Below are 12,438 nucleotides of genomic sequence, written 5' to 3'. Positions count from 1 at the left end.
TTCTACGGTTTGAGCAGGACCTTCACGGCGCCGTCCCGCTTCTGCTGGAACAGCTCGTACGCCTCGGGGCCGTCGGACAGCGGGACGTGATGGGTAGCGAAACCGTCGACGCCCAGCACGTCCTCGTCGTCGAGCAGCGGAAGGATCCGGTCCACCCAGCGGTGCACGTTCGCCTGCCCCATCCGCAGCTGGATCTGCTTGTCGAACACGGTCAGCATCGGCAGCGGGTCCGCCATCCCGCCGTACACCCCGGACAACGAGATGGTGCCGCCGCGGCGGACCAGGTCGATCGCGAGGTAGAGCGCCGCCAACTGGTCGACGCCGGCCGTCTCCATCACCTTGCGCTGCAACGCGTTCGGAAGCAACCCCGCCGCCTGCTGCAGGAACCGGGCCCTCGGCGACCCGTGCGCCTCCATCCCGACCGCGTCGATCACCGAGTCGGGCCCCCGCCCGTCGGTGAGATTGCGGACCGCGTCGGCGACGTCGTCGGAGTACTCGACCGTCTCGACCCCGTGATCGCGAGCGCGCTTGAGACGTTCGGGCACGAGGTCGACACCGATCACCCGGTATCCGCGATGCTGCGCGACGCGGGTGGCCATGTCCCCGATCGGGCCGAGTCCGAGGACCGCGACCGACCCGCCGTCCGGGACCCCGGCGTACTCGACCGCCTGCCAGGCCGTCGGCAACACGTCGGACAGGTAGACGAACCGGTCGTCGTCCGGCCCGTGCGGCACCTTGATCGGCCCGTACTGCGCCTGCGGCACGCGCAGGTACTCGGCCTGGCCGCCCGGCACCTGGCCGTAGAGCTTGGTGTAGCCGAACAACGCGGCGCCCATGCCCTGGTCCCGGACCTGGGTGGTCTCGCACTGCGTCTGCAGGTCCTGCTCGCACATGAAGCACGACCCGCAGGCGATCTGGAACGGCACCACGACCCGGTCACCCGGCGCGAGGTTGGTGATCCCGGATCCGACCTCCTCGACGATGCCCATCGGCTCGTGGCCGAGCACGTCACCGGGGTCGAGGAACGGGGCCATCACCTCGTACAGGTGCAGGTCGGACCCACAGACCCCGGTCGAGGTCACCCGGATTACGGCGTCGTTCGGCTCCTCGATCTTCGGATCCGGGACCTCGCCGTACTCGATCCTGCGCTTGCCTTGCCAGGTCAGTGCCTTCATATGCCCTCTCTCAGCGGCCGACCGCGTGCTCGAGCTCGGCCTTGGTCATCTTCGAGCGGCCCTTGACGTTCTTCTGCTTGGCCTCGTTGTAGAGCTGATCCCTGGTCCGGCCCTGCGAACCGCTGTGCGAGCGTTGCCCGCCGCGCTTGCTCGACGACATGTCGTGCGTCGAACTGCGGCTCGTCTGCTTGGCCTCGCCGGAACGGGCCCGCTCCTTGTTCACCGTACGGGCGGCGATCTCCTCAGCCGTGTCCTCGCTGCGGCCGCGGTCCTTCAGGCCGGCCTTGATGTGCTCGTACTGCCGTTCCCTCTTCTTGTTCGACCCTGCGGGCATGATCCGCTCCTTTCGCCCTGACCATCACGCTGGCTGCCCGGTACCCGACGCTTCCCGGAGCAATCAGCTCGGCGGCGGCGGGACCGGGTTCGCGGTCAGCGCCTTCGCGACGGCGACCAGGTTGCTGGCCATCGCGCGGCCGGTCCTGGCCGACCAGTCGTGGCCTTCGCCGGTGTCGTTGTAGCTCGGCCCGGGTCCGGGGCCCTTGTTCCAGTACGTCCAGGCCTGGCCGGGGACCGTGTACCCGATGTCGCCGAGTCCGCCGCTGATCTCGGCGATCACGTGGTGCGCGCCGTCTTCGTTGCCGGTGACAACCACTCCGGCGACCTTGTTGTACGCGACCGGACGTTCGTCGTCGTCGGTCTCGCTGATCATCGCGTCCATCCGCTCCAGCATCCGCTGCGCGATCGAGGACGGCCGGGCCACCCAGGTCGGCGTCGCGACCACCAGGATGTCGCTGTCCAGCAACTGCCGGTGGATCCGCGGCCACTCGTCGCCGTCGCCCTCGTCGCTGGTCACCCCGGGCCGGATGTCCAGGTCGGCCAGCCGGACCCGCTCGACCTCGACGCTCTCCTTCTCCAGCGCCGTGACGACCACGTCGGCCAGCGCGTCCGTGTTCGACCGCTCCGGTGACGGTTTCAGCGTGCAGTTCAGTACCAGCGCGCGCATCCCAACTCCTACCCTGATCGGCCCCCGCTCCGCCCAGCGCCGGTGCCCAGCCGATCCGGTTCCATGCGCCTGCTGTGCGGCTGCTGTTCGCCTTCTATGCGCCCAGCAACCGGTTCACCGACCGCTCCAGGGCCGTCCGGACCTCGACGTCGCCGAGATCGGTACCGACCCGGCGGACCGCGGCGGCGATGGTGCGGCCGCGCCGGTACTGCTTGACCACGCGAGGATCGACGTACGACGCCCGCGCCACCGCCGGGGTGTTGCCGAGGTGATCGGACACCTCCGTGAGCATCTCCTTGACCGCCGCGGTGCCGGCCTTCTTCGTGGCCGGCGGGTCCGCCGCGGCCAGATCGATCGCGGCGTGCACGGTGGCGGCCCAGGTCCGCAGGTCCTTCACCGTGAACTCGTCGCCGACGATCTGCTGGAACCGCTCGTTGATCATCGTCGCGTCGATCTCGTGGTACCCGTCCCGGTCCCGGTAGACGAACAACCGCTGGTGACCGTGCCGCGCCCGCTTGAGCGACCGGACCGCGCCCGCGAGCTGCTCGTCCGCCAGCTCGAGGGCCCGCTCGGCCCCGCCCTTGGCGACGAAACCGAACACCACGGTGTCCCGCCCGGCCCGGACGTCGGTCCGCAGCATCGTCGCGACACCCCGGCTCCCGTACTCGTCCGCGTACTCGTCGTTGCCGGTCCGGATGACGCCGTGATCCAGCATCCGCAGAGCCGTCGCGAGGACCTTGTCCCGGCCGATGCCCTTCGCCACGAGGTCGGCCTCCACCGCCTCCCGGAAGGCGGGCAGCTTGCGGGCCAGCTGCCGGACCCGGTCGTGCTTGTCCGCGTCCTGGGTCGCCCGCCAGTCGTCGTGGTAGAGGTACTGGCGGCGGCCGGCCTCGTCGGTACCGACCGCCTGCAGGTGACCGTTCGGGTACGGGCAGATCCAGACGTCCTGCCAGGCCGGCGGAATCGCCAGGGCCCGGATCCGCTCCAGGACCTCCGGGTCGGTGATCCGGTCACCGTCCGCGTCGCTGTACCCGAATCCCTGCCCGCGCCGGCGCCGGGACAGGCCCGGCCGGTCGGGGTCGCTCCGCCGCAGCCGCATACCGGTCGGTACCCGGTGGGCATGCATGGATCGAGAGGGCCGGGGCACCCGGAGGCCGTACGGAACCGGCACCACGGAGGAGAGAGCGATGGGTATCGGCGACAAGATGAAGAACGCGGCCGAGAGCGCCAAGGGGAAGGTCAAGGAGAAGACCGGCGACTCCACGGACAACCGCGATCTGCAGGCCAAGGGGAAGGCCGAACAGTCGAAGGCCGACCTGAAGCAGGCCGGGCAGAAGGCCAAGGACGCCTTCAAGCACTGACCTCCCCCGCTGGACCGATCCCCACCGACACCATCCGGTCGGTGGGGATCGTTCTGCGCGAACTGCTGAGCCCGCCAGCGTGTTCCTGTAGCTTCTAAGGGTGGACTTCGAGGACGCGGCGGACGAGCTGTACGCGGCACCGGCCGCGGACTTCATTGCCACCCGCAACCAGCTGGCGAAACAGCTGAAGGCCGACGGCGACCAGCTCGGGTCGACCCGGCTGAAGGCACTGCGCAAACCGACGGTGGCCGCCTGGGTGGCGAACCTGCTGGCCCGGCAACGACCGGACGACCTGGACGACCTGCTCGCGCTCGGTGACGAGTTCCGGGAGGCGACCGCCGACCTGGACGGCGACCGGTTGCGCGAGCTGACCCCGCGGCGGCACCAGGTGATCGACGGCCTGGTCCGCGCCGCCACCGAACTGGCCGGCGAGCAGGGGCAGAAGCTCAGCGCCGACGTCGGCCAGAAGCTCCGCGAGACCCTCGACGCCGCGCTGATCGACCCGGCCGCGGGCGACGCGGTCCGCGAGGGCCGGCTCAGCAGCGCCCTGCGGCACGTCGGCTTCGGCGTCGTCGACGAGAGCGGCGAACCGTCCAACGTCACCCCGCTCACCGACGACCGGCGCCGCGCCGCGCAGGAGCGACGCAAGGCCGCGAAGGCCCACGAGGACGAGGAGTCCGCCGCCGCGAAGGCCGAGCGGGAGCAGGCCGAGCGCGAGGAGGAGGAACGCGAGGCCGCGATACGGGCCGAGGCCCAGCAGGAGCTCGAGGACGCGGTGGCCGCGGCCGAGCAGGCCGAGGCGACCGTCGAGGAGCTGGACGCGCAGCTCACCGAGGCACAGGAGGCACTGGAGGAAGCCCGGGAGACGGTCCGCCGGGTGACCGCGGAGCTGGACGAGGCGAGGAAGGCCGCCCGGGACCGGCAGAAGGAGAGCCGGGAGGCCCGCAAGCGTTACAACCGGCTCTGAGCCGGGGACCGGGAGTCCAGCGGAAAGGAGCCGGTGATGGCGAGAGCGATCTGGAACGGGTACATCAACTTCGGCCTGGTGTCCGTGCCGGTCGGGATGTACTCCGCGACCGAGGAGCACGAGGTGGACTTCCACCAGTTCCAGCGCGGCACGTCCGACCGGATCCGGTACAAACGGGTGAACGAGCGCACCGGCCGTGAGGTCGAGTACGACGACATCGTCAAGGGCCACGACGTCGGCGGCGGCGAGTACGTCATCGTCGAACGCGAGGAGTTGGACGAGATCGCGCCCGGCAAGTCCCGGTCGTTGCAGATCGACACGTTCGTGGACCTGGACGAGATCGATCCGATCTACTTCCAGAAGACGTACTACCTGGGTCCCGCGGACCAGGAGAACGCCTCGTCGTACGGGCTGTTGCGGGACGCCCTGGACAAGACGAACCGGGCCGGCATCGCCACGTTCGTGATGCGCGGCAAGGAGTACCTCGCGTCGATCCGGGCCGACGGCAAGGTCCTGGTACTGGAGACGATGTACTTCGCCGACGAGATCCGCGATCCGGCGAAGGAGCTCGGTGATCTCCCGAAGGCGGGGTCGGGCAAGCAGCTGAAGATGGCGGCCGACCTGGTCGAGGCGATGAGCGGGCCGTGGCGGCCGAAGGACTACCGGGACAGCTACACCGACCGGGTGAAGAAGCTGGTCGAGTCCAAGCACAAGGGCGAGGAGATCGTCTCCACCGAGGAGGAACCGGAGGCGACCGCACCGACCGACCTGGTCAGCGCGCTGCGTGCCAGCGTCGAGGCGGCCCGCGCCAGACGCTCGGGCGGCCAGCAGACCGGTGCGAAGAAGACCTCGGCGAAGAAGGCAGCCACCAAGAAGACGGCCGCGAAGAAGTCCACCGCCAAGAAGTCCGCCGCGAAGAAGGCGGGCACGAAGAAGACGGCGACGAAGAAGACGGCGGCCAAGAAGACCGCGAGGAAGTCTGCGGCTAAGAAGAAAGCCGCCTGATCAGTTCGTCCCGGACCACGCCGGCCGCACTCCGCGGACCGGCGTCGGCCCGGATCACGGCGTACAACGTGTTCAGCGGCGGCAGTTCCGGATCCGCGAGCAAGGTGAGCTCGCCCGAACGCAGGGCCGGCTCGCACAGGTACGTCGGCAGCACGCTCATCCCGGCCCCGGCCCGGACCGCGGCGAGCACACCGCGCAGGTCCGGGACGACGAGATCGGCGGTCCGGCTCAGCCTGGTCCCGAACACGCTGCGCCAGTAGCGCCGGATGATCGGCGCCTCCTCCCCGTACGCGACCAGCGGGATCCGGCGCAGCGCCTCGGGGGAACTCACCGGGGCACCAGGCAACCAGCTCGGTACCGCGACCAGAGCGAACGTCTCGTCGTACAAGGGCGTCACCCGCAGCCCGGGCCGGCGCGGCCGGGTCGAGCTGATCACCACGTCCAGGTGGTGCGCGAGCAGTGCGTCGAGCAGATCGTCGGGCAGGCCGAAGCGGGTCCGCAGCTGCAGTCCACCGGCGATCCGATCGGCCAGGACCGGCAGCACCTGGTCGCAGAGGAAGTCGGACGGCCCGCCGAGGTGAACCGTCGCCGCGGCCGGCTCGCCCAGCTCGTCGGTGACCAGGCCCTGCAGAACGTCGATCGGCTCGGCGATCCGGCGGGCCAGTTCGTCGCCGGCGGCGGTCGGATGGACCCCGCGCGCCTGCCGCTCGAACAACGGCCGGCCCAGCGCCGCCTCGAGCGCCTTGAGATGCGCGGTCACGGTCGGCTGGGACAGCCCGAGGCTCTCGGCCGCCGCCGTGACCGACCCGGCCCGATGCACGGCGAGGAAGCTGCGCAACAGGTCGAGAGAAACGCTCATATCAGAAATCCTATGCCTTGCTGCGTTCTTCGCTATTGGTTTCCGATGGGTCCGGCTCGGCATCATGGCGGACATGACACGCGTACTGATTGCCCTCACCAGTCACTCCCAGCTCGGCGACACCGGCCGGACGACCGGGTTCTACGCCGGCGAGGCCGCTGAACCGTGGGCGGTGTTCACCGCCGCCGGTCACCAGGTCGAGCTGGTCTCGGTCGCCGGCGGACGGCCGCCGGTCGACGGGCTGGACGACACCGACGAAACCCAGCGGCGCTTCTTCGCCGAGGCCGACGTGGCCGGCACCCGGACCGCGGCCGAGCTGACCGCCGCCGACTACGACGCGATCTTCTTCGCCGGTGGCCACGGCACGATGTGGGACTTCCCGGGCGCGAAGGACCTGGCCGAGCTGGCCGCCGCGATCTACGAACGCGGTGGCGTGGTCGCGGCCGTCTGCCACGGCCCGTCCGCGCTGGTGGAGCTCACCCTCTCCGACGGCCGGCACCTGGTCGACGGCAAGAACGTCGCCGCCTTCACGAACTCCGAGGAGGCTGCTGTCGGCCTCACCGACGTCGTCCCCTTCCTGCTCGCCGACGCGCTCACCGAACGGGGCGCGATCCATCACCCGGCCCCCGACTTCACCGAGCAGGTGGTCGTGGACGGCCGCCTGGTCACCGGGCAGAACCCGGCCTCCGCGCACCGCGCCGCCACCGAGGTGAGCAGGCTCCTCGGGTAACGGTGGGACGAGGTCCGACGGCACCGGCTGCGGCGATCGGTGGGATCACTCGCCCGGCTCGGGCAGCAGGAACGTGCCCGGGTCGCCCGACGCGCCGGCGCCGATCCAGCGCTGGAAGCCTTCGGGGTTGCGGCGTTCGAACTCGTCCAGGCAGATCCGGCGGACCTCGGCCACGGCCTGCCGGTCGCGCAGATCGGCGCCCTGTTCGAGGGTCTGGGTGGTCTCGCACCAGACGCCGCAGAGTTCCTCGATACTGAGCGGGCACTGCAGGGAGGCGATCAACGCCTCGTCGTCCACCTCGTCCTGCGGCCGGCTCATCAGGATCAGCCTCTCGTCCGCGGACTGCTCGGCCCGGCGCTTCGACCGCGAGCGGCGACGGGACCGTCGCCGCTCCGGGCGATCGCTCGGCAGCACCCGGTCGATCACGACGAACACCACGGCGAAGAGCAGCGCGAGCGAGATCCCCAACGCACCACTGGCCAGCAGCCGGATCAGGCCGGGAACGCAGAGCATGCCGGCCGCGGTCACCAGCGCGACCCCCACGGACGACTGGAACGGGGTGTCGTCGGCGAGGTGCTTGACGATCGCGGCGAGCGGCCACGTCAGCGCGAAGACCACCAAGAGCAACAGGGTCGCCGCGAGCGGGCCGAACAGCAGGACCCCGGCGAGCAGGCCGACCGTGCCGAGCCCGAGCCCGGCCGCCACCGCCGCCCGTCGCACGTTCGGGGAAACCTGCATCGCGAAGCTCACTCGTCGTCGCCGGAGGATCACCCTCGTGGGCCCCCTCGCCGCCCGCCACCGAGCCACCGCCCCAGTCGACTCCCCGGCAGCGTCGACATCGGCAGAACGAACGGCGCGACCCCGAGGTTCCGGCACCCCTCGCCCACCCGCTCCCCGGCCGCGTGGTCAGATGGGGCCGTGCCGAGCATCAGACCGCGAACCCCCGCCGATCTTCCCGCCTGTGTGGCCGCCTTGTACGACGTGCACGAGGGCGCGGGGTACCCGATCAACTGGCCGGCCGATCCCGGCGACTGGCTGACCCCGCTCGGTGCCGTCGGGTGCTGGGTGGTCACCGTCGACGACGAGCCGGCCGGCCACGTCGCGCTCACCGAGACCGGCGATCGCCTGCTGGTCGAGCGGCTGTTCGTCGATCCGTCGCGCACCGGTGGCGGACTCGGGCGGATGCTGCTCGACCACTGCGTCACCGTCGCCGCCGACCGCGGGTCCCGGGCCGAGCTGGAGGTCGCCGACAACTGTCACGCGGCGATCGCGCTGTACGGCCGGGCCGGCTGGACCGAGGCCGGGCGCTCGGCGATCGAGTGGGGCGGTACTCAGGCCTCCGCGCTGATCAGGTTCGTCGCGCCCTCGTCCTGATCGAGCGGGTGCGCGATCTCGTCGGACGGCATCCGGCCGAGCCAGACGACGAAGAGGCAGACGATGACCGGGCCGATCCCGGCGACGGCGAACACCGCGGTCACGCCGAACAACGACCCGGCCGGTCCGGCCAGCGCCATCGACACCGGCATCAGCAGCAGCGAGACGAAGAAGTCCAGGCTGGAGATCCGGCCGCGCAGGTGATCGGGCACCCGGCGCTGCAGCAGCGTCCCCCAGATCACCATCGCCGCCGAGCCGGTCGCCCCGACCACAGCCGCGCCGGCCGCCATCAGCCACAGGTCCTCGGCGATCCCGAGCAGCACGAACGGCGCGGACCCGATGCCCCACATCAGCGTCATCACCGTGAGGTACCGCCGGGGCAGCTTCCGCGACGAGATCAGCAACGCACCGGCCGCCCCGCCGATCCCGAACGCGGCCAGGATCAGCCCGAACTCACGAGCGTCGCCGCCGAGCTGGTCCCGAACCGCGAACGGCAGCAGGACTTCCAGCGGTCCGAGGATGAGCAGCACGAAGATCGTCCCGAACAGCAGGGACGCCAGCAGCCAGCGCGTCTGCCGGACATACGTCCAGCCCTCACGCAGATCGGCGATCATCGAGCGCACCCCGGTCGGCGCGTCGTCGTCGGCCTTCGCGGGTGCGGCGGGCTCGGGCCGTACGTGCATCGCGAGCACGCAGGCGGCCGAGAACAGGTACGTCAACGCGGCCACCAGGATCGCGACCCCGGGTGACAACGCGGCGATCGCGACCCCGCCGAGCGCCGGTCCGGTCGCCTGCTGCGCCAACGGCCGCAGGGTCCCTTCGAGACCGTTGGCCGCGAGCAGCTCGTCGGCGGGCAGCAGCCGCGGGACCAACGCGGTGTACGCCGGGATCAGGAACGCCTCGCCCGCGCCGATGATCACCGCGCCGGCCGCGAGGTGCCAGATCTCCAGCCAGCCGGTCAACGCCAGCGCGGCGACGACCAGCAGGACCGCCCCGCGGACGGTGTCGGCCGCGACGATGACCGTGCGCTGGGACAACCTGTCCGCGGCGATCCCGCCGAACAGGACGCAGACGACCAGGCCGATCGAGTACGCGGTGGTGACGACCGACAGCTGGACCGGGCCGCCGCCGAGCTCGATCACCTGCCAGGCCAGCGCGACCAGCCAGAGTCCGCTGCCGAGCAGGGCCACCGCGAGCCCGATCCACAGCAGCCGGTAGTCCCGGTGCCGCAGCGGCCGGACGGCCTTCCAGCGAACCTTGCTCACGATGCACACCTCAGCGTTGACGGACGAACTCGACCCGGCACACCCTACCCATCGCAACTGTTCACGTGTCAACTGTTTAGTTGTAGACTCCCCGGCATGGCGACCACGAAGCGGATGAGCCGTGACCAGTTCGAGGCGTGGCGGGCGATGTACCGCGCGGACACGCTGCTGTTCACCCACCTGGACAACACGCTGCGCAGTGCCGCCAAGATGACGTACTTCGAGCACGAGGTGCTGCGGGCGATCGACCAGGCCGACGGCCGGATCCGGATGGCCCCGCTGGCGGCGACGCTGATGATCTCCCGCAGCGGCGCGACCCGGCTGGTCGGCAAGCTGGAGGACAAGGACGGCTGGGTCGTCCGGACCACCTCGCCGGAGGACCGGCGGGCCACCTGGGCCGAGCTGACCGACGCCGGCCGGGCGGCGCTGCGCACCGCCGAACCCGTGGTCGATGCTGTGGTGGCGACGTTCTTCGCGGATCATGTTCCGGGTGAGGACCTTCGACGCACCTCCCGGATCCTGGCCGGCCTGGCCGACGCCAACCCGAACGACGACGGCTTCGACTGCGGCTTCTGAGCCCGTCCGGACCGGGCGATGAGCCAGGTCGACGAGCGGTTCGCCGAGCGGGTCCGGCGGCTGACGCCGACCCCGTGCGAGTACCCGGCCGAGCTGCTCCGGCAGCTGTTCGACGCCCAGCTCGGCAGTCGGCACGCGGATCTCGCGGCCCGCCGGCTGCAGTCCCAGGGCCACGGGTACTACACGATCGGCTCGTCCGGCCACGAGGGCAACGTCGCCGTCGCCGCCGCGGTCCAGCCGACGGACCCGGCCCTGCTGCACTACCGATCCGGCGCCTTCTACCTGGCCCGGGCCGCCGCGCACGGCGACAAGAACGGGCTGCGCGACATCCTGCTCGGCGTCGCCGCGGCGACCAGCGAGCCGATCGCGGGCGGCCGGCACAAGGTGTTCGGCCGGCACGACCTGGCCGTCATCCCGCAGACGTCGACGATCGCCTCGCACCTGCCCCGGGCGATGGGGGTGGCGTTCTCGATCGCTCGCGCGGCCAAGCTCGGAGTCCCGTCGCCGTGGCCCGCGGACGCGATCGTGGTGACCAGCTTCGGTGACGCCTCCGCGAACCACTCCACCGCGACCGGCGCGATCAACGCGGCCCTGCACGCCTCGTACCAGGGGTTGCCGATGCCGTTGTTGCTGGTCTGCGAGGACAACGGGATCGGGATCAGCGTGCGGACCCCGGACGGCTGGATCAAGCAGAGCTGGGGACAACGGCCGGGCCTGCGGTACTTCGATGCCGACGGCACCGATCTGGCGGCCGCGCTGGAGCTGGCGACCGAGGCCGCGACGTTCGTCCGGCGGAACCGGCGGCCCGCGTTCCTGCGGCTGCGGACGGTCCGGTTGATGGGTCACGCCGGGTCCGACGTCGAGGCCGCGTACCGTTCGCCGGCCGAGGTGGTCGCGGACGAGGAGCTGGACCCGTTGCTCGGGACCGCGCGATTGCTCCTGGCCGCGGGGTGTACGGCCGACGAGATCGTCGGGCTGTACGAGGACAAGCGGGCCGAGGTCCTGGAGATCGCGCAGGACGTCGCCGGTCTGCCGCAGCTCTCGTCGGCCGAAGAGGTGGCCGCGCCGTTGCGTCTCACCGCTGTCGACGAGACCACGTTGCCCGCTCGGTCCGCGGATCCCGGCGATCCGCTCACGGTGAGCCAGTCGATCAACCGTGCCCTCGCCGACGTGCTCACGGCGTACCCGGAGTCGATGGTGTTCGGCGAGGACGTCGGGCGCAAGGGCGGGGTGTACGGCGTGACGCGCGGGCTGCAGAAGGCGTTCGGGCCGGCCCGGGTGTTCGACACGTTGCTGGACGAGCAGTCGATCCTCGGACTCGGGCTGGGTGCAGGGGTCTCCGGGTTGCTGCCGCTGCCGGAGATCCAGTACCTCGCGTACCTGCACAACGCGGAGGACCAGCTCCGTGGCGAGGCGGCGTCGCTGAAGTTCTTCTCGCAGGGGCAGTACCGCAATCCGATGGTGCTGCGGATCGCCGGCTACGGGTACCAGAAAGGCTTCGGCGGCCACTTCCACAACGACGACGCGATCGGTGTGCTGCGGGACATCCCCGGTCTCGTCATCGCGTCGCCGTCCCGCCCGGACGACGCGGCCGCGATGCTCCACACCTGCGCCGCGGCCGCCCGCTCGGACGGCGCGGTCTGCGTCTACCTCGAACCGATCGCGCTCTACCACCGCCGCGATCTGTACGAGGACGGCGACGACGGCTGGTTCACGCCGTACCCGGCCGAGCACGTACCGATCGGACGCGGGCGCACGTACGGCGACGGGGAGCGGCTGACCCTGGTGACCTTCGGCAACGGCGTCCTGATGAGTCTGCGAGTGGCGGCCCGGCTCGGCGGGGTCCGGGTGCTCGACCTGCGCTGGCTGGCGCCGTTGCCGGTGGACGATCTGTTGCGCGAGGCAACGGCTACCGGACGGGTCCTGGTGGTCGACGAGACCCGGCGCTCCGGCGGGGTGTCCGAGGGCGTCCTGGCCGCGTTGGTGGACGCGGGCTACGCCGGCCGGATGGCGCGGGTGACCAGCGAGGACAGCTTCGTGCCCCTCGGCGCCGCAGCCCACCAGGTACTGCTCGGCGAACACACCATCGAGGCGGCTGCCCGCGCACTGCTCGACAGCTGAGT

At 71.0% G+C, this 12,438-nt stretch carries 14 protein-coding genes; 7 read left to right on the top strand and 7 right to left on the bottom strand.

The window, feature by feature from the left end:
- Window positions 1-2 precede the first annotated feature (2 nt).
- From FB561_RS12720 to FB561_RS12705, 4 genes are all read right to left on the bottom strand, one after another.
- Window positions 3-1,175 (bottom strand): zinc-dependent alcohol dehydrogenase, encoded by a 1,173-nt coding sequence (locus FB561_RS12720; RefSeq protein WP_145806309.1) that lies wholly within the window; start codon window positions 1,173-1,175, stop codon window positions 3-5.
- Between the two features lie 10 nt (window positions 1,176-1,185).
- Window positions 1,186-1,509 carry a plasmid stabilization protein gene (locus FB561_RS12715; protein WP_145806307.1) on the bottom strand — a complete coding sequence of 108 codons (324 nt, stop codon included), beginning with the start codon at window positions 1,507-1,509 and terminating at the stop codon, window positions 1,186-1,188.
- A 63-nt stretch (window positions 1,510-1,572) separates the two neighbouring features.
- Window positions 1,573-2,178, bottom strand: coding sequence for a flavodoxin family protein (locus FB561_RS12710; protein ID WP_145806305.1), 606 nt, complete (start codon window positions 2,176-2,178; stop codon window positions 1,573-1,575).
- Between the two features lie 94 nt (window positions 2,179-2,272).
- Entirely contained in the window at window positions 2,273-3,304 is a 1,032-nt protein-coding gene (locus FB561_RS12705; RefSeq protein ID WP_238334786.1) for a DNA topoisomerase IB, read from the bottom strand.
- Between the two features lie 61 nt (window positions 3,305-3,365).
- Between FB561_RS12705 and FB561_RS12700 the strand changes: the two genes are divergently transcribed.
- The 3 genes from FB561_RS12700 (at window position 3,366) to ku (ending at window position 5,511) form a co-directional block, all read left to right on the top strand.
- The gene (locus tag FB561_RS12700) at window positions 3,366-3,539 is read left to right on the top strand and encodes a CsbD family protein (RefSeq protein ID WP_145806303.1); all 174 of its coding nucleotides are present in this window, start codon (window positions 3,366-3,368) and stop codon (window positions 3,537-3,539) included.
- A 100-nt stretch (window positions 3,540-3,639) separates the two neighbouring features.
- Window positions 3,640-4,506 carry a hypothetical protein gene (locus FB561_RS12695; RefSeq protein WP_145806301.1) on the top strand — a complete coding sequence of 289 codons (867 nt, stop codon included), beginning with the start codon at window positions 3,640-3,642 and terminating at the stop codon, window positions 4,504-4,506.
- Between the two features lie 36 nt (window positions 4,507-4,542).
- Window positions 4,543-5,511 carry a non-homologous end joining protein Ku gene (gene ku / locus FB561_RS12690; protein WP_145806299.1) on the top strand — a complete coding sequence of 323 codons (969 nt, stop codon included), beginning with the start codon at window positions 4,543-4,545 and terminating at the stop codon, window positions 5,509-5,511.
- Here the strand turns inward: ku and FB561_RS12685 are convergent.
- A complete protein-coding gene (locus FB561_RS12685; protein WP_145806297.1) occupies window positions 5,492-6,370 on the bottom strand; it encodes a LysR family transcriptional regulator in 879 nt (292 codons plus the stop codon). The two genes, ku and FB561_RS12685, sit on opposite strands and share 20 nt — an antisense overlap.
- A 73-nt stretch (window positions 6,371-6,443) precedes the next feature.
- Here FB561_RS12685 and FB561_RS12680 point away from each other — a divergent pair, with 73 nt between their 5' ends.
- Window positions 6,444-7,100 carry a type 1 glutamine amidotransferase domain-containing protein gene (locus tag FB561_RS12680; protein ID WP_202880600.1) on the top strand — a complete coding sequence of 219 codons (657 nt, stop codon included), beginning with the start codon at window positions 6,444-6,446 and terminating at the stop codon, window positions 7,098-7,100.
- Window positions 7,101-7,145: 45 nt separating this feature from the next.
- Here the strand turns inward: FB561_RS12680 and FB561_RS12675 are convergent, their stop codons facing one another.
- Entirely contained in the window at window positions 7,146-7,838 is a 693-nt protein-coding gene (locus FB561_RS12675; RefSeq protein ID WP_145806293.1) for a hypothetical protein, read from the bottom strand.
- A gap of 180 nt (window positions 7,839-8,018) precedes the next feature.
- On the opposite strand from FB561_RS12675, the gene FB561_RS12670 reads away from it, so the two are divergent.
- A complete protein-coding gene (locus tag FB561_RS12670; protein WP_145806291.1) occupies window positions 8,019-8,474 on the top strand; it encodes a GNAT family N-acetyltransferase in 456 nt (151 codons plus the stop codon).
- On the opposite strand, the gene FB561_RS12665 is transcribed toward FB561_RS12670, so the two are convergent.
- Window positions 8,432-9,739, bottom strand: coding sequence for an MFS transporter (locus FB561_RS12665; RefSeq protein ID WP_145806289.1), 1,308 nt, complete (start codon window positions 9,737-9,739; stop codon window positions 8,432-8,434). The genes FB561_RS12670 and FB561_RS12665 overlap by 43 nt on opposite strands.
- 96 nt (window positions 9,740-9,835) lie before the next feature.
- Between FB561_RS12665 and FB561_RS12660 the strand changes: the two genes are divergently transcribed.
- Complete coding sequence (locus tag FB561_RS12660) at window positions 9,836-10,315, top strand: MarR family winged helix-turn-helix transcriptional regulator (RefSeq protein WP_145806287.1); 480 nt, start codon at window positions 9,836-9,838, stop codon at window positions 10,313-10,315.
- 18 nt (window positions 10,316-10,333) lie between these two features.
- Window positions 10,334-12,436: a thiamine pyrophosphate-dependent enzyme gene (locus tag FB561_RS12655; protein WP_145806285.1), complete on the top strand. Its 2,103-nt coding sequence runs from the start codon at window positions 10,334-10,336 to the stop codon at window positions 12,434-12,436.
- Window positions 12,437-12,438: the final 2 nt, after the last annotated feature.

This window comes from Kribbella amoyensis, assembly GCF_007828865.1.
Classification (GTDB): domain Bacteria; phylum Actinomycetota; class Actinomycetes; order Propionibacteriales; family Kribbellaceae; genus Kribbella; species Kribbella amoyensis.
This window is presented reverse-complemented; position numbering and strand designations above follow the sequence as displayed.